The following is a 25,011-nucleotide window of genomic DNA, read 5'->3' on the forward strand; positions in this document are numbered from 1 at the left end:
ATATGGAACCAGGGCAGATGATCAGAGGCGCAGACGCGGTAATCAAAGTGTTAGCAGCACATGGAGTCACCACAGTGTTTGGTTACCCAGGTGGTGCCATTATGCCAATATACGATGCCCTCTATGGAAGCCCTGTTGAACATCTCTTAAGCCGTCACGAACAAGGCGCCGCCTTTGCTGCCGTAGGATACGCAAGAGCCAGCGGTAAAACTGGCGTGTGCTTTGCGACATCAGGCCCTGGCGCGACTAACCTTATCACCTCACTTGCCGATGCGTTGCTAGATTCAGTGCCTATCGTGGCTATCACAGGCCAAGTCTCCACCGCCGTTATCGGCACTGATGCGTTTCAAGAAATCGATGTACTGGGCATGTCACTGAGCTGCACTAAGCACAGCTTTATGGTGACAGACGTCAACGACCTGATCCCAACCTTGTATCAAGCTTTTGAGATCGCCGCATCCGGCCGCCCTGGCCCTGTGTTGGTCGATATCCCGAAGGATATCCAACTTGCTCACCTTGAATACCGTACGCCTTTGCTGGCCGTCATGAACGAACCACAAGCCGAGATGAGTGATATCGAGGCCGCCCGTGCGCTGTTGGCTGAGGCTAAACAGCCTATGTTGTATGTCGGCGGTGGTGTAGGCATGGCGGGCGCGGTCGATCAACTGCGTGAGTTTATCAAAATAACGGGTATACCTTCGGTCGCGACCTTGAAAGGGCTTGGCAGTATCGCCCACGGCACGCCCGGTTACTTAGGCATGTTAGGCATGCATGGTGGCAAGGCGGCTAACTTAGCGGTACAGGATTGTGATTTGCTGATCGTGGTGGGCGCCCGTTTCGACGACAGAGTCACCGGCCGTTTAGCGAGCTTTGCCGACAAGGCCAAAGTGATCCATTTAGACATAGACGCCGCTGAGCTGGGCAAGTTACGTATGCCAGAGGTGGCAATCGCCGGTGACTTACGCCAAATCCTCCCCGCCGTAGCCATGTCGATGAACATTACGCCTTGGCAGGCTGAGGTGGAGCATTTATCCCGTAAGCATCAATGGGATTATCAACACCCCGGCAGTTTGATCTATGCGCCTGCGCTGCTGCGCCGTTTAGCCAATAAATTACCCGAAGACAATGTTGTTTGTTGCGATGTGGGCCAGCACCAAATGTGGGTGGCCCAGCATATGTGGTTCCGCCGTCCAGAAGATCACCTGTCCAGCGCTGGCTTAGGCACTATGGGCTTTGGCTTACCCGCCGCCATTGGTGCGCAAGTGGCGCGTCCCGATGCGACTGTGGTGACTGTCTCTGGTGATGGTTCTTTTATGATGAATGTGCAGGAGCTGACCACCATCAAACGCCGTAAGTTGCCGGTGAAGATAGTGCTGATCGACAATCAAAAACTCGGCATGGTGAAGCAGTGGCAACAGCTATTCTTTGAAGAGCGTTACAGCGAAACGGATTTATCTGATAACCCAGATTTTGTGTTATTGGCCTCCGCCTTTGATATCCCCGGCCGGACGATTTTTTCTTCCGACGAAGTGGAAGAAGCCTTAACCGAAATGTTAGCGGCTAAGGGCCCGTATTTGTTACACGTTGCAATCGACGATGCTTTTAACGTTTGGCCACTGGTGCCCCCCGGCGCATCAAACAGCGATATGATGGACGAAATGGAGAAACAAACATGATCCACTCTCTGGAATTAACGGTTCAACAACGCCCCGAAGTGCTTGAGCGTGTTTTGCGCGTGACTCGCCATCGAGGCTTTACGATTACCCAAATGCAGATGCGTATGAATGACGATGCGAGCCTGTCGCTGGATATGGAGGTCGATAGCGAACGTGCCATCGAACTGTTAAGTAATCAGTTGAATAAACTGATTGATGTGACCCAGTGTAAGGTATTGTTACCGCTGAGCTTGCAACAAACGGCGAATGCTTAAGCATTCGCCATGTGAATTAAGAATACGATTTTCGATTTGAGATAAAGGATACAGTCAATGCCAAAGTTACGATCAGCTACCAGTACCGAAGGCCGCAATATGGCGGGTGCCCGTGCGCTATGGCGCGCCACAGGGGTGAAAGACAATGATTTTGGTAAGCCAATTATCGCCATTGCTAACTCCTTTACTCAGTTTGTACCGGGTCATGTGCACTTAAAAGACATGGGCTCACTGGTGGCGAGCGCCATCGAAGAAGCGGGCGGTATCGCCAAAGAATTCAATACGATCGCCGTCGATGACGGTATCGCCATGGGCCACGGCGGTATGCTCTATAGTCTGCCATCACGTGAGCTTATCGCCGACAGTGTGGAATACATGGTTAACGCCCACTGCGCCGATGCTTTAGTCTGTATCTCCAACTGCGACAAGATCACCCCCGGCATGTTGATGGCGGCGCTGCGCCTCAATATTCCTGTGGTATTCGTGTCTGGCGGACCGATGGAAGCGGGCAAGACTAAGTTGTCGGATAAGCTCATCAAACTCGATTTAGTCGATGCTATGGTAGCCGGCGCCGACTCGAACGTGAGCGATGAAGACAGTGCCAAAATCGAGCGTAGCGCGTGCCCAACCTGTGGCTCTTGCTCTGGCATGTTTACCGCGAACTCAATGAACTGTTTAACCGAAGCTTTAGGATTATCGCTGCCGGGTAACGGCTCTATGTTGGCAACCCACGCCGATCGCCGCGAGCTGTTTTTAGAAGCGGGTCGCAGCGTGATGGCGCTGGCAAAACGTTATTATCATCAAGATGATGAATCAGCATTGCCACGTAATATCGCCAACTTTAAAGCCTTCGAAAATGCTATGACCTTAGATATCGCCATGGGCGGTTCATCTAACACTGTATTGCATTTATTGGCCGCCGCACAGGAAGCCGATGTTGATTTTACCATGGCGGATATCGACCGTATGTCGCGCCTTGTGCCGCACCTTTGTAAGGTTGCGCCATCGACGCCTAAATACCATATGGAAGACGTGCACCGTGCGGGCGGCGTGATGGGGATTTTAGGTGAGCTAGACAGAGCCGGATTACTGCATACCGATGTGTTCCATGTGGCGGCCGATGAAGGTGGCAATTTGAAGTCTGTATTGGCGAAATACGATGTGATGCAGACGCAAGATGAAAAAGTAAAACACTTCTTTATGGCGGGGCCTGCGGGGATTCCGACCACTAAAGCCTTTAGCCAAGATTGTCGCTGGCCGTCACTGGATAATGACAGACAAGAAGGTTGTATCCGCAGCCGCGAGTTTGCCTTCAGCCAAGAGGGCGGTCTTGCCGTATTGTCGGGTAATGTGGCCGAAAACGGCTGTATCGTTAAAACGGCGGGCGTAGATGAATCTAATCTGACCTTCATCGGCTCGGCGCGCGTTTATGAAAGCCAAGATGATGCAGTGGCGGGCATTTTAGGCGGTGAAGTGGTGGCGGGCGACGTGGTTGTTATCCGTTACGAAGGCCCGAAAGGTGGCCCAGGTATGCAAGAAATGTTGTATCCAACCAGTTACTTAAAATCACGTGGTTTAGGTAAGGCCTGCGCGCTGATAACCGACGGTCGTTTCTCTGGTGGCACTTCAGGTTTATCTATCGGCCACGTCTCACCAGAAGCGGCCGCTGGCGGCACTATCGCCTTGATTGAAAATGGCGATCGAATCGAAATTGATATACCCAAGCGCAGCATCAAGCTGGCAGTAAGCGATGCTGAACTCAATGCTCGCCGCGAAAAAATGCACAGTCTTGGCCCAATGGCGTGGAAACCTATTGGTCGCCAGCGTTATGTGTCACTCGCGCTTAAGGCCTACGCCATGCTCGCCACCAGTGCCGACAAGGGCGCGGTGCGCGATCGCAGTAAACTGGAGGACTAATTATGTTTACTGCATCTATGTTGCCACTCTCATCGCAAACTCAGGCGGATTTAACTCATTTTCAGTTGGCACAAAGCTATCTGCAAAAAATCCTGTTGTCATCTGTGTATGACATAGCGAAAGTGACGCCGCTTTCCAGCATGAACAAGTTATCGGCGCGTTTGGGTTGTCAGGTATTTTTGAAGCGCGAAGATATGCAGCCAGTGCATTCCTTCAAGTTACGCGGTGCCTATAACCGTATCGCCCAGCTGACGAAAGAAGAATGCCAGCGCGGCGTGGTGTGCGCTTCGGCAGGCAATCATGCCCAAGGTGTGGCGATGTCGGCGGCGAGTCGCGGTGTGGATGCTGTGATTGTGATGCCCGAGACGACGCCCGATATTAAAGTCGATGCGGTGCGCCGTTTAGGTGGCAACGTGGTATTGCACGGCCAAGCCTTCGATCAAGCCAATGGTTTTGCGATGGCGATGGCCAAAGAAGAGGGCCGAGTCTATATCGCGCCCTTCGATGATGAAGCTGTGATCGCAGGCCAAGGCACTATCGCCCAAGAGATGTTGCAGCAGCAGCGCGATCTCGAAGTGGTATTTGTACCCGTGGGCGGCGGCGGTTTAATAGCGGGTATCGCAGCCTATTACAAGGCGGTAATGCCGCAGGTGAAAATTGTCGGCGTCGAGCCAGAAGACGCCGCCTGTTTAAAGGCAGCGATGGAAGCGGGCGAACCTGTGACACTGGCGCAAGTCGGTTTATTTGCCGATGGCGTGGCGGTTAAACGTATAGGCACTGAGCCGTTTAGAGTCGCGAAACTTTATGTCGATGAAGTAGTGACTGTCACCTCAGATGAAATCTGCGCTGCGGTGAAAGATATCTTCGAAGACACCCGTGCGATCGCCGAACCCGCAGGGGCCTTGTCCTTAGCTGGGCTTAAAAAATATGTCAGCGCTAATGCCAATGGTGATTGCGGCAATGGTGAAAAGGTCGCAGCGATTTTAAGTGGCGCGAATGTGAATTTTCACAGTCTGCGTTATGTGTCGGAACGTTGTGAGCTTGGCGAGCAAAAAGAAGCGGTACTGGCGGTGAAAGTCCCTGAGCGTCCGGGAAGTTTCTTAACATTCTGTGAGTTGCTCGATAAGCGGGTGATGACAGAGTTTAACTATCGTTTCAGTAGTCGTGATCTTGCCGTGGTGTTTGCCGGCATTCGCTTAAGCCGAGGCCAAGGTGAGCTAGAACAAATCATTGCCACCTTAGAGGCTAATGGTTTTGAAGTTCAGGATTTATCCGGGGATGAAACCGCGAAATTGCATGTGCGTTATATGGTCGGTGGTCATCCACCAGAGCCTTTAGAGGAGCGTTTATTTAGCTTTGAGTTTCCTGAACATCCCGGTGCGCTGCTGAAGTTTTTAACGACCTTGCAGAGCAAATGGAATATCAGTCTGTTCCATTATCGTAACCACGGCGCGGCCTTTGGCCGAGTGCTGGCGGGATTTGAAGTACCCGCGAGTGATGCCTTGCCGTTCCAACAGTTTTTAACTGAGTTGGGTTTCGTCTATCAAGAGGAAACCCAAAGTCCTGCCTATCAGCTGTTTTTAAATGCGGGTAACGGCAACAAAGTCTTATAGCGTTCGCTGTGATGCACATAGCTTAGATCGACGCGATGACATGTTAGGCAAAGTTAGGCTAAAGGAGGGGCGCACATGCGCCCTTTTTTGTGGTAGTTTTGTAGACTTAATACTCTAGCCGCCGATTAATACGTCACAGTTAAGTTACTGACTTAACCCGTTAACGATTAACTGGCAGTTTCTTAAAACAGAACGGCTAACGAATAACAACGAGACCTCGACCTGCACGCATTAAGGAGACATGATGTTACCAGCACCGCGTTTTACCGCTTTTAATCCTCCTCGCCGTATTTTAATGGGCCCAGGCCCGTCGGATGTTTATCCCGAAGTGCTTGCGGCGCAGTCCAGACCTACGGTTGGCCACTTAGATCCGCTGTTTGTGGGCATGATGGATGAGCTTAAGAGCCTGATCCAATACGCCTTCCAAACTAAAAACGAAATGACCATGGCGGTATCAGCGCCGGGCAGTGCGGGCATGGAAACCTGTTTCGTTAATTTAGTCGAGCCGGGTGAGAAGGTGATTGTCTGCCGTAACGGTGTGTTTGGTGAGCGTATGCGCCAAAACGTCGAGCGTATGGGCGCGATTGCCGTGCTGGTGGATAACGAATGGGGCACTCCTGTCGATCCAGCCGCAGTTGAAGCAGCGCTGAAAGCCAATCCCGATGCCAAATTTTTAGCCTTTGTGCACGCCGAAACTTCTACTGGCGCCTTGTCCGATGCCAAAACCTTGTGCGCATTAGCCAAAACCTATGGTTGCTTGAGCATAGTTGATGCGGTCACTTCCCTTGGCGGCGTCGAATTAAGAGTCGATGAATGGGGCATAGATGCCATTTATTCCGGTAGCCAAAAGTGCCTTTCCTGTGTACCGGGTTTATCACCTGTGTCTTTCTCGCCTGCTGCCGTCGAAAAACTCAAGAATCGCAAGACCCCAGTACAAAGTTGGTTCCTCGATCAAAGCTTAGTGATGGCCTATTGGACCAGCGCGGGCGGCAAACGTAGTTACCATCACACTGCGCCCGTTAATGCACTTTATGCACTACATGAATCCCTGCGTATGTTAGCGGCCGAAGGTTTAGAAAATGCGTGGCAACGCCATCATGACATGCACTTAGTGCTGCGTGCTGGGCTGGAAAAGTTAGGGCTAAATTTTGTGGTGGCTGAAGATTCGCGTCTGCCACAACTTAACGCAGTTTACATCCCTGCTGGTGTCGATGATGCCGCGGTGCGGGCTCGTTTGCTCAAAGATTACAATCTCGAAATCGGCGCAGGCCTTGGCGCCCTTGCGAGTAAAGCATGGCGCATCGGCCTTATGGGCTTCGGTGCTCGCCGTGAAAATGTCGCCTTATGCCTCAAGGCATTAGAAGAGGTCTTGAGCTAAGCGACTGAACCATCATCCCGGCAGTGTTTTTGAGCGGGGATCCAGTTTTTTTGATAACTGAAGTTTGATTAAGCATCGTCATCCCCGCACAGCATTTGAGCGGGGATCCAGCTTTTTGGCAATCTAAGTTTGTGCTAATGCTTTCTCAGGGACATTAAAATTTTAACCTATTACAGGGTAGTTATTATGAGTATAAATCCACAGGCATTTTTTATTGTGCAATCAGATCCTGATGGTAAGGGAATACCGTATTTTATGGATAAAAATTGGACTCCTGAGTTACCTGACTATGAGATTTATGACTCACCACCGTGTGAGGGTGATTTTTTAACAGCTTATTCTCTTAAAGCAAAAGCATATCAACTGAATGGTGATTATTTGGTTGATGAAAATTTAGTTTCTAATGAAATGTTATGCTTGTGTGAAAAATTAAATGTTAAGTGTATTCGTATTCCTGTCGATATTAACCTGTATCGAGGAGTTAGGCCGCAGAAAAAGTATTTTTTATTTTTCCCATTAAGTTATTTATCTATCTTGGATAAGGATGAGTCCATTTATACTATCTCGATTGATTTAGATTCTGGAAAATTGAACACGCAAGAGGAACGTGGGTTAAAGAAGACATATTATGAGTCTATCGATAAATTTAAAATAAAGAATAATATTTGTGAACATTTATTCTTTTGTAACGAGATAGCGGCTTCTGTATGTTCTATTCAGTTTAAAAATGAGTACGAAGCTCTTGGTTTAACGGGTGTGAGTTTTAAGGAGATAAATGAATATTATCATTATTCTGCATGGGACTGAGTGCCTCATAAAATGAAAATATTGAAGCTAAGTGCAAGGAGTTATTAATGGACTGGATTGAGTTAGAAGAAAAATGCTTTGAAACTACATACGATACAATCAAGATGTTATTGTTAGAAAACAAAGATGAGACATTCTATGCGGTATCTCTTTACACTGACAGTAGTGCTATGTCGGTATCATTAAGTGCTAGCTCTGAGGAGAAGCTTAAAAGTATTCTCGCTGATGAAGAAGAGCAGAGCATAGAGTGTGAAAATTACTATAGATGGGCAGTATCTGAGTGGTTTTATGACGGATATAATGCGGGAGCATTCTCCAAAATAAGTAAGATGCTTCGAGAGGACTCATCTCGAGAAATAAACTTTGCAAAGTTTAAAAATAAACTAATTCAGACATTATCAAACGTACTGGTCAGAATAAAAAGAGAACTGCCTATTGAGCTAAATTCGACAGTGTGTTTTGTTTCAATGACTGACGACGATGAGTCTGAGGAAATAGAAAACTCTTCTGCAAAATTAATAAACGATGCACCACTTTCAATGGCATTTATTTTAAGGTTTGACTAATTAATCGTACAGATTTATCTATAAAAATAGAAACATAATCATCTTTTTTAAAAAGATGAAAAAATAGGACAAACGCATATTTTCTTCATGGCGATTATTCTAAATCTTGATTCAAAAGATATGACTGCTGAGATGGTTACCCCTATCTGGGGATTGGACTTCGGTTTGGGTCGTTCTGGCTATCAGAATGTACGGTAGTTTATGGGATTAAGCACTGGCATGTAAGTGACCGTTGGCGGCATGGTCGCTCATTCACATTCATGTGATCGCGACATTCGTATGTCCATATACAGCAGATGCAGCCGTCGAGCCCTCAGGGATGACTTATTTTTAAACCAAAGTTGGCGCGTGACTGGAATGACAGTGCTTAATCACTTCTCACGTCACAGAGTCTAATTGTCATATCTTTTGACGCATTCTTAGTTGAGCCATGTTGAACAATCAGAAGACATAAATCAGACCACCCAAGATAAACTGCAACATAGTTAAAAAGACAGGATGATAGTGGCATAGTAGATACATGAATAGTGTTTGAAGCAAAACATAAATCGAATTATGTTATTGCTTTATATGGAGTATTACTCCGCTGAATTTATCACTAAGGATTTTTTGATGATTAGAATATTGTGTTTAATTTATTTGATTTTAGTGTCATATAGTTCAATTGCATCATCACCTATAGTGGAGGAAATAGTGACTTCTGAATTGGCGAAGGAGTTAGGCTTTATTATAAAAATTGAACCTCAAGGTGATATCGGTCAGTCAATCGAAGTTGTTGGGCCTTTAGTTATTAATTCTGATTGCCGTCCTTTTAGAACTGGCAGTTTTTTTGCTGAAAAAAATGACAACCAGATTGCTGCATTTTTGACTACATTACCACTTTCCGATGAAGCTCCTAAAGTTTTAGGATTTACTCCGAATGATAGCTTTTATACCGTTAAGATGGTTATTGATTACACCTGTCCATCCCCTTACGAATCTGCAAGTCGAAGGTACGTGTTGCCAGTAAAGATAGAGTGAACAGGATAGGGGAAAAGACAGGGAAAGGTTAACTGTTTCATCCATGCTAATGAATTCACATTGATATGGAAGTGACCGTTGACGGCATGGATGCCGTCGTCGAGCCTATAGGGATATATTTACGGCGTGTCACTGGAGTAGCGATGTGAATTGAGTTGTGCAGTCATTTTAAGCTAGCTGGATTAAACGTTTTGATGCAAGAAGGAAGTCCTCGCTCCGCAGCCTCCGATTTTTGCTAATTGACATATAATGTCATCCCGCTATTATGGCAGCACCTCAGATTACACGAACAAGATCCTATAAATGAAAAAGTTATTTATTATGCTGGCGATGATTTTTGCGGTTAGCTTAGTTACTAGCCCAGTCGTTGAAGCGAAAAAATTCGGCGGTAGTAAATCTATCGGCAAAAGCCATCAAACGGCTCCGGCTCAACCAGCGGCGACCAACACACCGACTACGGCGCCAGCGGGAGCACCGGGCAAAAAAGGTATGATGGGCGGCATGTTAGGCGGTTTATTAGCAGGTGGCTTATTGGCTGCGCTGTTTATGGGCGGTGGTTTTGAAAATATTCAAATCATGGATATTTTGATTATCGGTTTGCTGGCATTCGTGCTATTCAAAATCGTCCGTACTGTGATGGCCTCAAAAGCGGGTGCGCAGCCAAGACCGGCCTATGCAGGGGCGAGTCAGCCAAGTCCTAATCTACAGCGCCAACAGACTGAACAAACAGGTTTTGCCACCAATGCAAACAGCGGCAGCAATGGTTTTGGCCAGGCGACAAGTGATGTGCCCTTTAATTTACCTGCGGGTTTTGATTTACCCGGCTTTTTGGAAGGCGCTCGCAGTCACTACAAAACTCTACAATTGGCTTGGAATGAAAATGATCTAAGCAAAATCCAAGAGTATGTTTCTATTGATCTTTACAATGAACTAAGCAACCAACGTCGCGAGTTAGTTGGCGATCAGCACACAGAAGTGATGTTTTTGGATGCAGAACTTGTCCGTGCCACACACAATGCAAATCTTGCGGAAGTGAGTGTTAAATTTAGCGGCCGCTACCGCGATACCGTTGAAGGCGTAGAAGAGGACATTAAGGAAATCTGGCATTTAGAGCGTAACGTAACGCAAGCCAACTCACCTTGGTTAATTGTGGGTATCGAACAGTAATCAGCTCAGTGTTTAAAGCAGCCTTAATCTCTTAAGGCTGCTGTTTACATCCCCTTTCGTTTCAATCCAGCCTTCCCTAACAGTTCAACGTCATCGATAGATTGAAAAAATCCGGCTGTCATCGCATTCACTATTGGCGGCAGCAAGACTTTGCTGATTATTTTAAAGTAGTTAATTAGTGCATCAATTGCTAAATAAAAAATCCCCGCACTTAGCGGGGATTTTGTTATTTGTTCAAAGGGTTATACAAATTGTCTGATGGCTATGGCGATAATCAGCACTGGGCAAACATACTTTACATACCTTGGCCAAATGCGCCAAAAAAGTCCTGTGCTATCGACACCTTTTTGCCCACTAATTGCCTTGAGCAGCTGGGTTTGGCGCCAAATCCAACCTAAGTAAACCGCAATACCGAGGGCGACCAGCGGCTGGGCGATTTGGGTGGTCAGCATTATAGTGAAACTAAATAGCGTCTCAAAAAATACCGCCAGTAATAAGGATAATGAGGTCAACAATAGGCCGATGATCAAGGTGGCGCGTTGACGGCTGAGTCCGAACTTTTGCATCACATAACTCGTCGGCACTTCGGCGATGGATATGGCCGAGGTTAAACCGGCGATGATCAGCAGAATAAAGAAAATCACGCTGATGATGAGGTTGGCCGTATCGCCTAAGGTCGAAAATAACGCGGGTAAGACAGTAAACACCAATGCATCCGAATCGAGTAATTTACCCTCAGCATTAAAAATCTCCACGCCATTGTGCTGGGCCACATACATGGCTGGGATAATCAAGAAGGCGGCGAGAAAGGCGATGCCGCTGTCGGTAAAGGCAACCCAGACGGTCAGTTTGGCGATATTCTCTTTTTGGCTCAGATAACTGCCGTACACCATCATGGCACCTGTGCCTATGGTAAGGGAGAAGAAGGTTTGTCCGAGCGCGCTGATCAAGGTATCTGGCGCCAGTGCCTTGGTAAAGTTAGGCGTTAGTAGCGCGCTTATCCCTTCGCTCGCGCCATTAAGGGTGAAGATATACGCCACGCCCGCGATCAGCATGATCAGTAATAACGGCATTAAGCGTTTCGACCATTTTTCTATGCCTTCTTGCACGCCTTGCAGTAATACCAGAAACACCAGCGTGCTGAAGATCAGTGTAAACACCAGATTACGTGACAGCGAAAAATCCACTAGCCAAGCGGCGGTATCATTCGAGCCAAAGGCAGTGGCGATAGGCGCGATGGCAAAGCTGACAAACCAGCCGGAGAGAATACTGTAGAAGGTATAAATCAATCCCGCTGTCACTATGGAAAGCAAACCTATGGTCTTGCCTAAACTGCGGGTGAGCGAGTTGAAGCCGAGTTTGCCCATGGCATCGGCGGGGTTGGTTTGCCCGTGGCGACCTATCATGAGTTCAGCCATCAGCATGGGAATGCCTAGGATGAAAATCAGCACTAGGTACACAAGTAGAAAGGCGCCGCCGCCATGGGTGGCCGCTTGGGTGGGGAATCCCCAAATATTGCCGACGCCAACGGCGCTACCTGCGGCCGCCATGATAAAACCTAAGCGTGAGCTGAAGTGGTTAGTTGAACTTGTATTGGCCGATTGCATTGTGCCTCCCGTAAAAAGAAGGCGTATCTTAGGCGGATAAATGAGGATTTCAACGCAATTTTAGTGCGTTAATTTGGTGTTAATCTGCAATAATTTATCGGTTTTTGGCTATAGGTTAATGTTGTGTGCCGCCTATCTGTTTTTTGCGAGATTTTATTGCTATCAGGTGCGGCGGATGGTCGAGATTTGGCGAATCATTGCGATGATAAAAATTCATTGAATTGTGATCTTATGGTCAAAAAATACCGTATGGCAGATGTCTAACCGCTATTTTGTGCTATGACTGTTACTTGTGCCGCTGTCTTGTTTGCGGTGTTTGCTGTGACTGTTGGCTTATGCTTGAATGTTGACGTGCCCTAAGGGAATGGCCGTGTGGTCCTTAACCTTTTTGAGGACAAAGCTGGAATGCACCCCTGCGATATGCACGTTGGTCGTGAGTTTATCTAACAGGAAAGTGCGAAAGTGCGCCATATCTTGTACTAGCACTTTAAGTTGATAGTCGGCCTCTGAGCCCGTGATCAGCGCGCATTCTTGGACTTCTTCGTAGGCGAGTGCATTGGTTTCAAATTGATTGAGAATCGCCGGCGTATGTTTCTCCATTCGAACATGGATATACGCGGTCAAATGCAGGTTGAACTTATCCGCCGACAGACGCGTTGCATAATCGGCAATATAACCCGCTTCTTCTAAGGCTTTAACACGGCGCGAGCAAGGAGATGGCGATAGTCCGACTTTATTGGCCAGTTCGAGATTTGATAATCTGCCGTGGGTTTGCAGTAAGCGCAGAATTGTTAAATCGAGTTGATCGAGTTTGTAGGGGTGAGTGTCTGTCATTGAAAGCTTAGGTTTAACTGAGTCAGCCTCTAGTTTGCCAGTCTTAGCCGACTTTGCCAAAAATCTTGATCAAATGAGACATTTTAAGGTTGTGACAGTGATAACGGATAGAGATTTTGGGAGTCGTGCTGTTTGGAACTCCCGTTATTTACCGCTATTGTTATGATACTAATAAGAGTGAGACACTGTATGCGCTTGAGTTTGTTGCTAATCTTCTTATTCATATTACCGACTTATGCATTTTCTGCATCGTTAACCATTGGTAGCGCTCTAAATCGACCGCCTTATATTATCGAAGATGCTGAATCAGGGCTTGAGATCGATATTATTAAGGCCGCGTTTAAGGAAATGGGGCAGCCAGTCAACTTTAAATTCTACTCTCGTAAACGCCAAGTTTTATATTTCAATAAAGATCGATTAGATGCTGTGATGACGATGAACCCTGCAAATGGCGTTGATGGTTATTGGTCCAATGATTATGTTGAATATACCAATGTGGCGATCAGTTTGTCCGAACAACGCCTTGAAATAACACGTATTGTGGATCTTAAAAAGTACAGTGTCGCCGCTTTTGAAAATGCTCGCTTCTTACTTGGCCCTGAGTTTAATGCCGTAGCGCAACAGACTATTTATCGTGAAGTCGATAGCCAATTAAGCCAGAACCGTATGTTGTACTTAGGTCGCATTAATACTGTGATTGCCGATCGTTATATATTCGCTCAACTGAATAAGTTCGTTGAGGATGATGTTGATACCCAGCAAGCATTAAGCTACCACTTTATTTTCCCCCCAACATCCTATCGAATGGTGTTCCACAACTCAGTGGCGCGGGATACTTTCAATCAAGGGCTCACTAGAATTAAGGCCAATGGGATTTATCAGGCCCTAGTGGCAAAATACTTAGGCAGTGCTTAGCAATGCCTAAGTATTTAACTTCATAGTGTTTGAAGCTGTCGTATTCGAGTCGACAGCCAAATCGAGACGCTGAATTCACAGTGTTAGCGCTCAGATCCTTTAGCAAACGCATGGGAGAGTGGACGCAACTTACTGACAAAGAACACGCTACATCCGCTGATGATGGCGGCTAAAAAGGTTGAAAACAGCACATCCTGCGGCCAATGCATGCCAAGCAGCATACGGCTTAATCCCATCAAAAATCCCCAGCTCCATAACGCCATGACTAAGCTAGGTAATCCAGCAAGTAGCAAATAGTAGCTGGCGGTAAGCACTAGCGTTACAGCAAAAATGGTATGTCCCGAAGGAAAAGAATAGCCGATTTCATCTTCCCAATGCTGATGGATCCGTGAGTCGAGTTTCAAGGCAGGTTCTGCAGCGATCAAGCCATCGAGTGCATTGGCAATTGTCTTTGAACGTGACTGTTTATCCAATTGATAAAAGGCATCGAGTGAAAGCGGTTCATGCTTAGGCAGTGCTTGTTCTGCTAGAAAAACGAGATTAGGTCTGGGTTCTTTAAAATAGGATTTGAGGGTGTGGCTTAAGCCTAAACTGATAACTTGGCTGAGGCTGATGGCAAAGAATAAACTTATAAAGAGTGGTTTAGGCATATGACGATAGGCGATCGCCAATACAAACAAGACTGTTGCGACGCCATAGGGCGCAGTGCCAGTCATGGTAATCCAATATAAGGTTTTGGCTAAGGTAGAGTGCAGATCGATCAGTGGAAACAGCTGATTCTGTGTCAGTAATAGTAAGCCCGGAATGGTTGCCAACAGTATCCAAGCTAAACCTAAACGGCGTAAAAGATAGACGCTATGGGTCAAAATATAAGCCTCTTCATAAAACGCCATAGGCTACAACGCGGCAATGGTTTTGCCAATAAAAAAATCCCGACAGCAAAAGATGGCGCTGTCGGGGGTCTTCAAGGGTGGATCGGTAGGGCGCTATTGCGCCGTGTTCTTAGGGTGATGCCTAGTCACGAACATCAAAATCAACAGTACGACTAACAGTAAACCTGAACCCATCAATAGGGCGTAATCTTCCAGTTGCAGTATCGAGTACAGCACGGCATATAAACTCACCAGCATAATGCCCACTAGTGCACCGCGCTTAATACTTGCTGTGGCACTCCCTACATAAGCCGATACCGACAGCACGGGAATACAGGCGGCAATTAAATAGGCATGCAAGAAGGCAAGATGTTCAGATAGCGAGAGTAGTAGCAAATAGAACAAGGCCATGGCGCTGCCGACTAACACATATTGAATCGTGCTGAGGCTGGTTTTTTGTCCGATTTCGAAGATAAACAACATGATAAAAGTCAGCACGATAAACAGTAGGCCGTATTTTACCGAGCGATCAATCTTGCCGTAGTGAGTCACTGGTTCGAATAAAATCGCATTGGCCGACACTTCAGTGAGAGTCGATTGATTACTCTTAATAAACTCTTGTGGATAGTTACGGGTTAAGTGGCTGATATTCCAACTTGCAGTAAAGCCTTGCGCGTTGATGTCCCGTTCAGCGGGTAATAATCCCTTAAAGCTTGGATGCGGCCAGTCGGCGCGAATATTGATTAGCGTTTGCTCGCCTAGTGGCAATGCGCTGATAGACTGAGAGCCGCGTAGTGTCATGGCAAAATCCACACTAAAATCACTCGCTTCGCTGACTTGGATCTTTTGATTAAAGCCTTTTTCTAAACCGCCAGTGGTTAACCCCGTGCCCGACATCAGTGATCCAGAGAGTAATGTCGATTCACCGGTGATTTCAATTTTTTCTACTTTATCAATTGCTTGATTCGATGACACCCCAAAGACTAACCGGGCATTTTTGTTATCGAAGGCGATAAGGTTAGGAATATCATAACGCTTAAGGCTGAAGTCGGCCTGACCTTGTAGAGCTGCGTTATACACCAGCGATTGATAAATGCCACGGGTGCGAAAATCATGTTTTAGGTCTAAGTCGAGGGTGAGCTTTTTCGGTAGGATCACTAGCTCATCTTGATAGGTACGCTTCACTTCATGGCGAGTTTTACCGTCGTTACTGACTTCTTCTTGCAACACAAAATAGCTGTAAGGGATCACCAGCGCAGGACCTGAGAGGGTTTGCTGCTCACCCCATGAACGGCCGATTTCATCGACAACGCTGTGGTAAAGGGTTTGGCGATCAGAAGTCATATCCATAATGATCCCCAGCGGGATCAACGCGAGGATTGACAGTATGCCAATGGTTAAGGCTTTTAATAAGGTGGTGTTTTTTAATGCCGTTCCCTTTGCGGTGGCTACTGCCCACGGTTCTTGTGCTGACATATCGATTCCTTGACTTCGATTAAATTTTTTGAGGAGTGCGCGCACCACTAAATAGGCTGCGCTACCAAATAAGGCCAAACTAAGTAGGGTGAGTACCCAGAAAATAATGCTGAACATTGAATTTCATTCCCTATGAAATACGACCGAGACTTATCCGCTAAGATTGTGCAGAGTTAACTCGGTATCACGGCGGGTATTAAAACAGATTTTTTTACAAAAGTTGCGGGCAAGTTGCTGATCAATAGTGGCAAAATTATGGCGATTGCCGCTAAATCCATACTCATTATTCAAGTTTATGAATCTGATAGTGGGATGTCTTTGCCAAATTTTGGGTGTTTTTTCTCGTAGTCATTTTCTTTTTTAATATGCTTTAGCAGTGCTTCGAAGCTTTGTTTAAAGACGTCAAGTTCTGCGGAATAGACTACGGCATGGTGAGAAAACCAGTGGTGTTTTTCTCGATCACGGTTACTGTAATCAGGCCAAATACGTAGCTCATACTCATCACCCATGACGACAATGACATAGGCAATGGCGCCATTGCTAAAGATGATACATTGGGGCAGGTACACCAGCTCTTCGCCTTTAAATAACTCATACTCTATCGCTTCGGTGCGCCAACTCACTATCGGTAGCGGCGCCTCGATAGAGCAACCAATCGACTGATGCTGATTAAACAGTACGGCGTTAATGTCATCCATTGAAAAGGGCTGGTGATCGCCATTTTTAGCAGCAAGTGAATACAAGATATTCATCAAAAATGGCAGCTTAGTGCCATTACCCGTTTTGCGGCCGCAGAGTTGTGTTTGGCGATAGTAGATATTCATCATCAATCCTTAATGAAGAGCCTATGCCAGATAGGCTCTATTTCGAGTCGTGAAACTAACGGGCAGGTAAACCGATAGCCGTTAAGGTATAAATGGCTTATGTTATCCGAAGATACAGCCTAGTGAGTAGACTTGTGCGTACATTTCACAAACCTACTCGTTGAATAGTGTGCTAAATACTTTTATTTTCAGTTTGTTATGTTTTTTCTCTGGTTTGGTATTTGCTTGTCGTTGAATTTGGAGAATTGATGTCTAATCCCTTTTCACCCCGCGAGTGGCTGCAATTAAATATGCAGCAGCAAGGATTATTGCAACCATATACCTCAGTCGCCGAGGCCATTTCACGTCTCAGTTATGTACAAATTGACTCTATCAACGTGGTTGAGCGAGCGCATCATCATGTGCTGCATAGTCGTATGCCAGAATATCAGCCAAAGATGCTCGATATGGCTTTAGCCAAAGGAGAGATTTTCGAATATTGGTCCCATGCGGCAGCTTATTTACCTATTGCCGATTACCGTTTTAGTTTGCAGCGTAAACAGCAGCTGCAAAATGGCGGTAAGCATTGGTTTGACCCCGACGATAAAATAATGCAGGAAGTGCGGGCGCGAATCCTTGCAGAAGGGCCACTCAAGGCCAGTGATTTTGAACATAGTGAAGCTAAAAACGGTGCCTGGTGGGATTGGAAACCCGCGAAAAAAGCCCTAGAGCAGCTTTTTATGCGTGGTGAGCTGATGGTGGTGCGGCGGGAAAAATTCCAGAAGGTTTACGATCTCACTGCGCGGGTACTATCAAAAGATGTTGATGCTCAAGCACCGACAGATAGCGAGTTTACGAGCTATTTGATTGATCGTTATCTCGATGCCCACGCCTTCGGTACTGCGGCGCAAATGGCTTATTTACGCAAAGGTATGAAATCAGCAGTAGCCCAAGAATTGGCAGAGTTGTTAGCTCACGGGTTATTAGCGTGTTTTAAGGCTGCGGGCCAAAGCTACTTTTATCGCCCTTCATTACAGCTAAATGCACTATTACCTAATAAAGTGTGGCTGCTTAATCCCTTCGATAATTTATTGATCCAACGGCAAAGATTAAAGCAATGGTTTGATTTTGATTATCAAATTGAAGTCTATGTCCCAGCCGAAAAGCGTCAGTATGGTTATTATTCTTTAGCAATTCTGTGGCGCGACACTTTTGTTGGCCGCGTGGATGTTAAAGCCGATCGCCAAGCTAACCTATTGCTATTACAGCAATTGATTTTAGAAGAGGGCGTGATGGTGAATGGCTTAGATGAGGATTTCTGTGCGGCCTTTGATATCGCAGTCAGTGAATATGCTCGTTTCAATGGTTGTGACCGCTGGAAGTTAGTTAAGGCTAACCATAAAGGCCTTAAGCAAAAGTATGCTCGCCAACAAAAGCTTTAATTATTTGTCTCTTTAGTTGGAGCATCCATAAAGCGAAAGCAGCCATACAGTAAGATTAGATACAGCAGTGGCAACGCAGCAATGACTAAAGATGAAGAAGTCGCAGTGCTATCGCTCGTAATGCGATAACAGGGAATATACACGGCGGGATAAACTAGGCTTCCCCATAGAAAACACTGATTCATCAATCGATAGATAAAAGCGGGTTTAATGCTTGATTGACTGGCCAGTCCCATCAAACTGGCGAGAAGCACACCGGGATAAGTGAGTAGCGGCAGGCCACCAAGCAACAATAATCCCCAAAGAAGATAGTCCTGATAGTGTGTGCTGATTGTGACATCCATTGTAGCTTCATTCCTTGATTGTTCGACGCTAAAGCATTAAGTCTGTTTATGCTCTGGTTGCAGCGGTGGCTTTACTGCCAGCCCTTGCTGCATCTTAAGCCAAAAGCTTTGCTGACATAGATTGCTAAAGGATTTTTGCTGCGGCGAAATCGCAATATGAGCTGTTACAACCCGATAGCTGAGCCAATAATCTTCACAAACCATGTCTGACGCATAAGCTTGTTTATCTTGCTCGCTTAGCTTGCTAATCACAACCCCGTTATCGAAGTGATAAAGCGTTATGGACTCACAAATCTCCACATTATCATCGTGATAGGTTTGCTGCTCGTTTGATTGGCTTACCACGTAGACAGGGCTTGGATAGCCTTCAATAGCAAGGATATAGCTGGCGAGTTGTTGCATTATTTCCCCAAGTGACTCAATGCTTGAAGTGTTAAAAACAAAAAAGCACAGCTGCGCTATTGCTAACTGTGCTCTTTCAAACATGCATGATAAGTTAGCCCGCCGCGTTGAGCTTTTTTTCTAACTCATTGACTTGAGCTTGTAGGGCTTCTAATTTTTCGCGGGTTTTCAGTAGTACATGTTGCTGCACATCAAATTCTTCACGGGAAACCATATCCAACTTGAGCAATTGATTTTGCAGTACTTGCTTACTGCGCTCTTCAAATTCACCGGCAAATTGCTTTAGACCGCTGGGCAAACTTTCGCTCAATTGTTTCGCCATTTCTTCGATTTTCTTTGGATTGATCATAATCTTGTCCGCCTCTTTACTGAATAGCTCGATTGTAACTCAGTACGTTAGCTTTCAAAAGTAAAGCAGACGCGTGAACACTTTAGTTGGCTGTTGTTGGGGTTTATATCACGGAGAGGCTTATCTACAGAGTTGAGTTCTGCTCAACCTAAGCGGGGATTTGTTAGCCTTAAAACTGTCGATTCTGCTATGATCCCATCCCTTTCTGTCGACTTGTTTGGATATTGCGCAAAGATGAAACTCAATCCCGCCCAAAACGATGCTGTTCATTATGTTTCAGGCCCTTGCCTAGTCTTGGCAGGTGCGGGTAGTGGTAAAACGCGCGTAATTATCAATAAAATCGCTTACTTGGTCGAAAAATGTGGCTATAAGGCGCGTAATATCGCGGCGGTGACCTTTACCAATAAGGCTGCCCGTGAGATGAAAGAGCGGGTCGCTCAGTCGATGGGCCGCAAGGAAGCCAGAGGTCTGTGGATTTCAACCTTCCACACTTTAGGGCTTGAGATCATTAAACGCGAGCATAAGGTTTTAGGCTTAAAGCCAGGCTTTTCACTGTTTGATGATCAAGATACCTTGGCACTGCTCAAAGAGTTAACCCAAGACGAGTTGGATGAAGATAAAGATTTACTCAAAGCGCTCGCCAGTACAATTTCAAACTGGAAGGGTGGCTTAATTATTCCCGAGCATGCACGCAAAATCGCTAAAGATGAGCAACAGCACTTATTTGCTATGTTGTATCAGCGTTATGCTCAACATATGAAAGCCTATAACGCTTTAGATTTTGACGATTTGATTCTGATGCCAACCTTATTGTTACGCCACCATGAAGAAGTGCGTACCCGCTGGCAAACCAAGATCCAATATTTGCTGGTGGACGAATATCAAGATACTAATACCAGCCAATATGAAATGGTCAAGCTGTTAGTGGGTGAGCGGGCGCGCTTTACTGTGGTGGGGGACGACGATCAGTCTATCTATTCATGGCGCGGTGCTAAGCCACAAAACCTCGTGTTATTGGGTAAAGATTTTCCGCAGCTTAAGCTGATTAAACTGGAGCAGAACTACCGTTCTAGCCAGCGTATCCTACGGGCTGCGAACATTCTTATCGCGAATAATCCCCATGTTTATGATAAAGCCCTGTTTAGCGAGCTTGCCTATGGTGAGCCGTTGCGGGTGCTGTTTGCCGCCAATGAGGAGCAAGAGGCTGAACGTGTTGTTGCCGAAATTGTGCGGCACAAGTTTGTCGGCCGTACTCAGTTTGGCGACTATGCGATTCTGTATCGGGGCAACCATCAATCACGGTTACTCGAGCGCGCGCTGATGACGAACCGCATTCCTTACAAATTGAGTGGTGGCACGTCATTCTTCGCCCGTGCTGAAATTAAAGACATCATGGGCTATCTAAAGCTGGTGGTGAATCCCGATGACGATAATGCTTTCCTGCGCATCGTGAATTTGCCTAAACGTGGCATAGGCCCATCGACCTTAGAGCGCTTAGGTAATTTTGCCAACGAGAAGCATATTTCTATGTTTGCGGCGATTTTTGAGCCTGAACTGAATCATCATTTACCGCCTGCGGCTATGTCATCTTTGTATCAGTTTGGTCGTTTTATCGTGGAGACTGGGGATCATGCCGAACGTGGTGAACCCGTCGAGGCGGTGAAGCATTTGATCCGTAAGATCAATTATGAAGATTATTTATACGAAACCAGCACCAGTGCCAAGGCCGCTGAAATGCGGATGAAGAATATCTCAGAGCTTTACCGTTGGGTGACTGAGATGCTCGCGGGTGATGAGTTAGATGAGCCTATGACTCTACCAGAGGTGGTGACTCGATTGACGCTCAGGGACATGATGGAGCGCAATAGTGAGGATGAAGGCGGCGATCAGGTGCAGTTGATGACCTTGCATGCCTCTAAGGGCCTAGAGTTCCCGTTTGTGTTTATGGTAGGGGTAGAAGAACGTATCTTGCCCCATCAGACCAGCATAGACGAAGACAATGTCGATGAGGAGCGTCGGTTGGCGTATGTGGGTATTACTCGAGCTCAACGAGAGCTTTGGTTCACCCTCTGCCGCGAAAGGCGCCAATTTGGTGAAACCATGCGTTGTGAGCCAAGCCGTTTCTTACTTGAGTTACCTCAAGATGATGTGGTGTGGGAAAACCGTAAGCCACAACAAACGGAGCAGGAGCGGATGCAAACGGGGCGGACAAATATTTCTAGCTTAAGAGACATGTTTAAAAAATAGCGAGCGGTTTCGCTTACTATTCTTTTAAATCAGCTACTTATTTTTTACTAGGCATATTCGAGCTGAGCACAGATCTGTGGTTGGGTTTCACATAAGGTAAAAGTGTCGGCTAAAGCAGCCCCCTGACCCAGCTGATAACCCAGTTCATTGAAGATACGTTTTTGTTCAGGACTATCAATGCCATCGACAAAGGTTTGCAGTTCTAAGGTTGATGCCGTTTTTTGATAGGCTGACATTAACTTAAGCTGTTGCTCGCCTTGTATTTGTTTGGTGAGGTTGGCATCGAGTTTTAAGCCTTTTATCGGCAGAAACAATAAGCTATTTAATGCACTATAGCCGCTACCGTATTGGCTGATGCCGAGTTTTACCCCGAGTTTCTGCAACAATTCAAAGCCATTGATATGATTTTCAGTTTCTTGCACTAGGGCTTTTTCATTGAAGAATAACCACAAATGGCTCAGGTTTAACTGGGTTTGCTTGAGAGTGTTTTTCAAACTGCGCAGTACATGCTTATGCTTGAGATGTTGGCTCGAAAGCATGACATGTAATTCAACAGATTCATCATATTGCTTGAGGAGTTGGGGATAGCTGCTATCTATGATGCTGATCGTATATTTATCGAGTTCAACGGTAAGGTGTGACTGTTCAGCAAGCGTGCTAAGTTGTTCCTGCTGTAAGAGCCCACGCTGCGGATGTTGCCAGAACAGGCGGCTTTCTAATGCATGCACTTGACCTGTTTTAAAATTGACTACTGGTAAGTAACTAAGCTGGATTTCAGCATGGTGTAATGCATGTCTAAATTCAGTTTCTAACTCGACATCCTGCATGGCCTGATGTTGGGCGTTATCATCAAAAATAACATAGCAGCCTTTACCATTGGCTTTCGCCTGATACATGGCAGTATCTGCATTACGTAACATAGATTCACTGGTATCGATTCTGTGTTTGCCACTGATGGTGATACCGATGCTGGCTCCAGAACTAAATTCCATTGTGCCAAGTCGATAGGGCTGGGATATTTTTTGGATCACTCTTTCTGATATATCTTTCGCGTCGTTGATGTTGTTAATGCTATCGAGCAGTATCACAAACTCATCGCCACCGAGTCGGGCTAAGGTGTCGTTATCACGAATGCAGGACTTGAGTCGGCTTGCCGTCTCAATTAAGAATTTATCACCCTCTAGGTGTCCCATAGTGTCGTTAATCTGTTTGAAGCGGTCGAGGTCGATAAACAATAGGGCAAACTGTTCTAAGCTATGGCGACGAACATGCTTGATCGCTTGAGATAGACGCTCCATAAACATAGCGCGATTAGGCAGGCCTGTAAGTGCGTCATGTTTGGCATCGTGAACTAGCTTGGCTTCCATACTACGACGTTGTTGAATTTCTTTCTCAAGGTTTTGATTGAGTTCGGCTAACGCTTTAGTGCGATCGATGACTTTTTCTTCTAGCTCTTCATAGCTGCGTTGTAAGGACTCTGCGGACAGCTTTTTCTCGATAGCAGAGCCTATATGCTGTGATACAAATGTCAGTAATTCTAAGTCTTTAACTTGGTAATTCTGTGTCATGCTAAAACTGTAAATCGTTAACGCACCACGAACTTGATCATGGATAAAAAGCGGGATTCCAATCCACTGATGCATGGTTTGAGTATGATTTAATGCTGGCGCTTGGTAATACAGCTCACCAGAGGCAATTAATGCATTGATACTGCTTTGATCTAGCAATAGTGGGCGCTTATGTTTGAGCACATATTCAGTTAAGCCGTCTTGTAGCGGCCGAGTGCCTGGGTGCTTATTGGCTAATTGCGATACATAAAAAGGAAAAGTGAGGTGGGTTTCTGTGTCGTCTAATAGGGCGATATAGCAGTTATTGGCCGGAATTAAATGTCGAATAACATTATGCAATTGGGCATAAAAGTCTGGGTTGTCTGCACTGGAACTTGCTAGCTCGGCGATTTCGAACAGTGATTTTTGTAAGCGTTCAGCTCTACGCCGTTCATAGACTTCTAGTTTTAACTTATCGTAGGCTTGGCTGAGTTCTTTTGTCCTTTGCTGGATAGCTTGTTCTAATTGTTCTTGATGTTTTAGCCGTTCCATTACCCCAGCAATATGGTGACAAATGAACGTCATTAACTCGAGTTCGATTTCACCATAACTGATGTTTGTGTCATAGGTTTGCACCACTAACACACCCGTTACTATGTCATCTTGTTTGATGGGCACGCCCAGCCACAGATGACAGGGAGAACCTAAATTAACAATTTCTCCTGCAGCAATCAGTTCATTGACTTTGTCATTGTTACACAACAAAGCTTTCCCAGTTCTGAGTACGTAACCTGTTAATCCTTGCTGTAATAATGTAGATAGTGATTGTTCAGGATAAAGCTCCGCTGGATGGGCATCTTTCTCATCAGCGAAAAAGGGGATGGCGAGTTCACCTGTGTGAGTATCTAGGGTTGAAATAAAAAAATTATCAGCAGGAATGAGCTGTTTTAGATGGCTATGTACGCCGACATAGAATTCTTCGAGTGAAGAAGCATGGGTCGCAATATTGGATATTTCGAGTAATGCGTTTTGAATGATCTCAGCATGCTTATATTTATGCGCTAATTGTTTTAAGCGAATAATTTTTTTGCGTAAGCGTTCAATTTCACTCACACGTGGCTGGCCAGTTTCATCTTCATCCTTAAACATGATACTCACTAGTTAAATATATGTTTGCTTTTACCAAAGTCTATAATTAGCATGAAATACTGTAACATCCAAGTCATATTTTGGCTGCATTCCGCTTTAAAAGTCAGCTAATGTGATAAAACTTGAGCAGTCAGTAAAAAAAGTGCAAAACAGCTATAGACTCAAAGGGGATTTGACCCTAGTATATGCGGCGCTAACCAAGGCGAGCGCCCATAGCTCAGCTGGATAGAGCGCACCCCTCCGGAGGGTGAGGCCGAAGGTTCGAATCCTTTTGGGCGCACCACTTCCGAATAGAGTTGTGAGCTTTAAGGTTAGTAAAGTAAGTGAAAATCAGTGGTGATTGTAGCTCAGTTGGTAGAGTCCCGGATTGTGATTCCGGTTGTCGTGGGTTCGAGCCCCATCAGTCACCCCATTCATTTACTTTGATATAAAGATTTTCATTCTCGGTGATTAGCGCAGTCCGGTAGCGCATCTGGTTTGGGACCAGAGGGTCAGAGGTTCGAATCCTCTATCACCGACCAAATTCTTCGCGTGACTAGCGAGCTTAATATAAGTTAAGTAAATAGTTAATGTTTACGGTGATTAGCGCAGTCCAATAACGCATCCTGATTTTTTGGATGAAAGTG

The 25,011-nt window shown here is 45.9% G+C and carries 21 protein-coding genes and 3 tRNA genes; 15 read left to right on the forward strand and 9 right to left on the reverse strand.

Annotation, left to right across the window (positions count from 1 at the left end):
• The first annotated feature begins 2 nt into the window (after positions 1-2).
• From ilvG to L5M10_RS05810, 9 genes are all read left to right on the forward strand, one after another.
• Positions 3-1,676: an acetolactate synthase 2 catalytic subunit gene (gene ilvG / locus L5M10_RS05770; protein WP_263255002.1), complete on the forward strand. Its 1,674-nt coding sequence runs from the start codon at positions 3-5 to the stop codon at positions 1,674-1,676.
• Complete coding sequence (gene ilvM / locus L5M10_RS05775; protein ID WP_006083459.1) at positions 1,673-1,930, forward strand: acetolactate synthase 2 small subunit; 258 nt, start codon at positions 1,673-1,675, stop codon at positions 1,928-1,930. Before ilvG ends, ilvM begins: the two co-directional genes overlap by 4 nt.
• 57 nt (positions 1,931-1,987) lie before the next feature.
• Positions 1,988-3,847, forward strand: a complete 1,860-nt coding sequence (ilvD, locus tag L5M10_RS05780) for a dihydroxy-acid dehydratase (protein WP_263255003.1) — start codon at positions 1,988-1,990, stop codon at positions 3,845-3,847.
• A 17-nt stretch (positions 3,848-3,864) separates the two neighbouring features.
• A complete protein-coding gene (gene ilvA / locus L5M10_RS05785; protein ID WP_263255021.1) occupies positions 3,865-5,460 on the forward strand; it encodes a threonine ammonia-lyase, biosynthetic in 1,596 nt (531 codons plus the stop codon).
• 244 nt (positions 5,461-5,704) lie between these two features.
• The gene (locus tag L5M10_RS05790) at positions 5,705-6,838 is read left to right on the forward strand and encodes a pyridoxal-phosphate-dependent aminotransferase family protein (RefSeq protein WP_263255004.1); all 1,134 of its coding nucleotides are present in this window, start codon (positions 5,705-5,707) and stop codon (positions 6,836-6,838) included.
• Positions 6,839-7,024: 186 nt separating this feature from the next.
• Entirely contained in the window at positions 7,025-7,645 is a 621-nt protein-coding gene (locus L5M10_RS05795) for a hypothetical protein (protein ID WP_263255005.1), read from the forward strand.
• Positions 7,646-7,692: 47 nt separating this feature from the next.
• On the forward strand, positions 7,693-8,211 hold the full coding sequence (locus L5M10_RS05800; RefSeq protein ID WP_263255006.1) for a DUF4303 domain-containing protein: 519 nt from the start codon (positions 7,693-7,695) through the stop codon (positions 8,209-8,211).
• 693 nt (positions 8,212-8,904) lie between these two features.
• Entirely contained in the window at positions 8,905-9,231 is a 327-nt protein-coding gene (locus L5M10_RS05805; RefSeq protein ID WP_147250511.1) for a hypothetical protein, read from the forward strand.
• 303 nt (positions 9,232-9,534) lie between these two features.
• Positions 9,535-10,398, forward strand: a complete 864-nt coding sequence (locus L5M10_RS05810) for a Tim44 domain-containing protein (protein ID WP_263182387.1) — start codon at positions 9,535-9,537, stop codon at positions 10,396-10,398.
• A gap of 242 nt (positions 10,399-10,640) precedes the next feature.
• Here L5M10_RS05810 and L5M10_RS05815 read toward each other — a convergent pair whose 3' ends face one another.
• Positions 10,641-12,005: a sodium-dependent transporter gene (locus L5M10_RS05815; protein ID WP_263255007.1), complete on the reverse strand. Its 1,365-nt coding sequence runs from the start codon at positions 12,003-12,005 to the stop codon at positions 10,641-10,643.
• Positions 12,006-12,338: 333 nt separating this feature from the next.
• Entirely contained in the window at positions 12,339-12,839 is a 501-nt protein-coding gene (locus tag L5M10_RS05820; RefSeq protein WP_105253008.1) for an Lrp/AsnC family transcriptional regulator, read from the reverse strand.
• A gap of 189 nt (positions 12,840-13,028) precedes the next feature.
• Between L5M10_RS05820 and L5M10_RS05825 the strand changes: the two genes are divergently transcribed.
• Entirely contained in the window at positions 13,029-13,754 is a 726-nt protein-coding gene (locus L5M10_RS05825) for a substrate-binding periplasmic protein (RefSeq protein ID WP_263255008.1), read from the forward strand.
• Positions 13,755-13,837: 83 nt separating this feature from the next.
• Here the strand turns inward: L5M10_RS05825 and L5M10_RS05830 are convergent, their stop codons facing one another.
• The 3 genes from L5M10_RS05830 to L5M10_RS05840 form a co-directional block, all read right to left on the reverse strand.
• On the reverse strand, positions 13,838-14,647 hold the full coding sequence (locus tag L5M10_RS05830; protein ID WP_173913158.1) for a phosphatase PAP2 family protein: 810 nt from the start codon (positions 14,645-14,647) through the stop codon (positions 13,838-13,840).
• A 93-nt stretch (positions 14,648-14,740) separates the two neighbouring features.
• Complete coding sequence (gene creD / locus L5M10_RS05835; protein WP_263255009.1) at positions 14,741-16,219, reverse strand: cell envelope integrity protein CreD; 1,479 nt, start codon at positions 16,217-16,219, stop codon at positions 14,741-14,743.
• A 176-nt stretch (positions 16,220-16,395) separates the two neighbouring features.
• The gene (locus tag L5M10_RS05840) at positions 16,396-16,926 is read right to left on the reverse strand and encodes a hypothetical protein (RefSeq protein WP_263255010.1); all 531 of its coding nucleotides are present in this window, start codon (positions 16,924-16,926) and stop codon (positions 16,396-16,398) included.
• Positions 16,927-17,174: 248 nt separating this feature from the next.
• On the opposite strand from L5M10_RS05840, the gene L5M10_RS05845 reads away from it, so the two are divergent.
• Positions 17,175-18,347, forward strand: coding sequence for a winged helix-turn-helix domain-containing protein (locus tag L5M10_RS05845; RefSeq protein WP_263141185.1), 1,173 nt, complete (start codon positions 17,175-17,177; stop codon positions 18,345-18,347).
• On the opposite strand, the gene L5M10_RS05850 is transcribed toward L5M10_RS05845, so the two are convergent.
• The 3 genes from L5M10_RS05850 to ubiK all read right to left on the reverse strand — a co-directional run bounded on the left by L5M10_RS05850 (position 18,344) and on the right by ubiK (position 19,442).
• A complete protein-coding gene (locus L5M10_RS05850; protein WP_263141187.1) occupies positions 18,344-18,691 on the reverse strand; it encodes a hypothetical protein in 348 nt (115 codons plus the stop codon). The two genes, L5M10_RS05845 and L5M10_RS05850, sit on opposite strands and share 4 nt — an antisense overlap.
• Positions 18,692-18,727: 36 nt before the next feature.
• On the reverse strand, positions 18,728-19,093 hold the full coding sequence (locus L5M10_RS05855; protein ID WP_263255011.1) for a hypothetical protein: 366 nt from the start codon (positions 19,091-19,093) through the stop codon (positions 18,728-18,730).
• A 94-nt stretch (positions 19,094-19,187) separates the two neighbouring features.
• Positions 19,188-19,442, reverse strand: a complete 255-nt coding sequence (gene ubiK, locus L5M10_RS05860; protein WP_006083441.1) for a ubiquinone biosynthesis accessory factor UbiK — start codon at positions 19,440-19,442, stop codon at positions 19,188-19,190.
• A 234-nt stretch (positions 19,443-19,676) separates the two neighbouring features.
• Between ubiK and rep the strand changes: the two genes are divergently transcribed.
• Positions 19,677-21,689 carry a DNA helicase Rep gene (gene rep / locus L5M10_RS05865; RefSeq protein WP_263255012.1) on the forward strand — a complete coding sequence of 671 codons (2,013 nt, stop codon included), beginning with the start codon at positions 19,677-19,679 and terminating at the stop codon, positions 21,687-21,689.
• A 47-nt stretch (positions 21,690-21,736) separates the two neighbouring features.
• Here the strand turns inward: rep and L5M10_RS05870 are convergent, their stop codons facing one another.
• A complete protein-coding gene (locus L5M10_RS05870) occupies positions 21,737-24,385 on the reverse strand; it encodes a diguanylate cyclase domain-containing protein (RefSeq protein ID WP_263255013.1) in 2,649 nt (882 codons plus the stop codon).
• 206 nt (positions 24,386-24,591) lie between these two features.
• Here L5M10_RS05870 and L5M10_RS05875 point away from each other — a divergent pair.
• The 3 genes from L5M10_RS05875 (at position 24,592) to L5M10_RS05885 (ending at position 24,906) form a co-directional block, all read left to right on the forward strand.
• A tRNA-Arg gene (locus L5M10_RS05875) sits at positions 24,592-24,668 on the forward strand.
• A gap of 53 nt (positions 24,669-24,721) precedes the next feature.
• Positions 24,722-24,797: transfer RNA gene (locus tag L5M10_RS05880), tRNA-His, on the forward strand.
• A gap of 32 nt (positions 24,798-24,829) precedes the next feature.
• A tRNA-Pro gene (locus L5M10_RS05885) sits at positions 24,830-24,906 on the forward strand.
• The last annotated feature ends 105 nt before the right edge of the window (positions 24,907-25,011 follow it).

The organism is Shewanella sp. SM32 (assembly GCF_025654235.1).
In the GTDB taxonomy this organism is placed as follows: domain Bacteria; phylum Pseudomonadota; class Gammaproteobacteria; order Enterobacterales; family Shewanellaceae; genus Shewanella; species Shewanella oncorhynchi.

Coding starts and splice junctions, on each gene's coding strand:
- L5M10_RS05855 (WP_263255011.1), bottom strand. CDS start 19,093: ATGCAACAACTCGCCAGCTATATCCTTGCTATTGAAGGCTATCCAAGC.
- L5M10_RS05845 (WP_263141185.1), top strand. CDS start 17,175: ATGTCTAATCCCTTTTCACCCCGCGAGTGGCTGCAATTAAATATGCAG.
- L5M10_RS05815 (WP_263255007.1), bottom strand. CDS start 12,005: ATGCAATCGGCCAATACAAGTTCAACTAACCACTTCAGCTCACGCTTA.
- L5M10_RS05820 (WP_105253008.1), bottom strand. CDS start 12,839: ATGACAGACACTCACCCCTACAAACTCGATCAACTCGATTTAACAATT.
- L5M10_RS05795 (WP_263255005.1), top strand. CDS start 7,025: ATGAGTATAAATCCACAGGCATTTTTTATTGTGCAATCAGATCCTGAT.
- L5M10_RS05790 (WP_263255004.1), top strand. CDS start 5,705: ATGTTACCAGCACCGCGTTTTACCGCTTTTAATCCTCCTCGCCGTATT.
- L5M10_RS05850 (WP_263141187.1), bottom strand. CDS start 18,691: ATGGATGTCACAATCAGCACACACTATCAGGACTATCTTCTTTGGGGA.
- ilvD (WP_263255003.1), top strand. CDS start 1,988: ATGCCAAAGTTACGATCAGCTACCAGTACCGAAGGCCGCAATATGGCG.
- L5M10_RS05870 (WP_263255013.1), bottom strand. CDS start 24,385: ATGTTTAAGGATGAAGATGAAACTGGCCAGCCACGTGTGAGTGAAATT.
- ilvA (WP_263255021.1), top strand. CDS start 3,865: ATGTTGCCACTCTCATCGCAAACTCAGGCGGATTTAACTCATTTTCAG.
- L5M10_RS05825 (WP_263255008.1), top strand. CDS start 13,029: ATGCGCTTGAGTTTGTTGCTAATCTTCTTATTCATATTACCGACTTAT.
- L5M10_RS05810 (WP_263182387.1), top strand. CDS start 9,535: ATGAAAAAGTTATTTATTATGCTGGCGATGATTTTTGCGGTTAGCTTA.
- ubiK (WP_006083441.1), bottom strand. CDS start 19,442: ATGATCAATCCAAAGAAAATCGAAGAAATGGCGAAACAATTGAGCGAA.
- L5M10_RS05830 (WP_173913158.1), bottom strand. CDS start 14,647: ATGGCGTTTTATGAAGAGGCTTATATTTTGACCCATAGCGTCTATCTT.
- creD (WP_263255009.1), bottom strand. CDS start 16,219: ATGTTCAGCATTATTTTCTGGGTACTCACCCTACTTAGTTTGGCCTTA.
- ilvM (WP_006083459.1), top strand. CDS start 1,673: ATGATCCACTCTCTGGAATTAACGGTTCAACAACGCCCCGAAGTGCTT.
- L5M10_RS05840 (WP_263255010.1), bottom strand. CDS start 16,926: ATGAATATCTACTATCGCCAAACACAACTCTGCGGCCGCAAAACGGGT.
- L5M10_RS05800 (WP_263255006.1), top strand. CDS start 7,693: ATGGACTGGATTGAGTTAGAAGAAAAATGCTTTGAAACTACATACGAT.
- rep (WP_263255012.1), top strand. CDS start 19,677: ATGAAACTCAATCCCGCCCAAAACGATGCTGTTCATTATGTTTCAGGC.
- ilvG (WP_263255002.1), top strand. CDS start 3: ATGGAACCAGGGCAGATGATCAGAGGCGCAGACGCGGTAATCAAAGTG.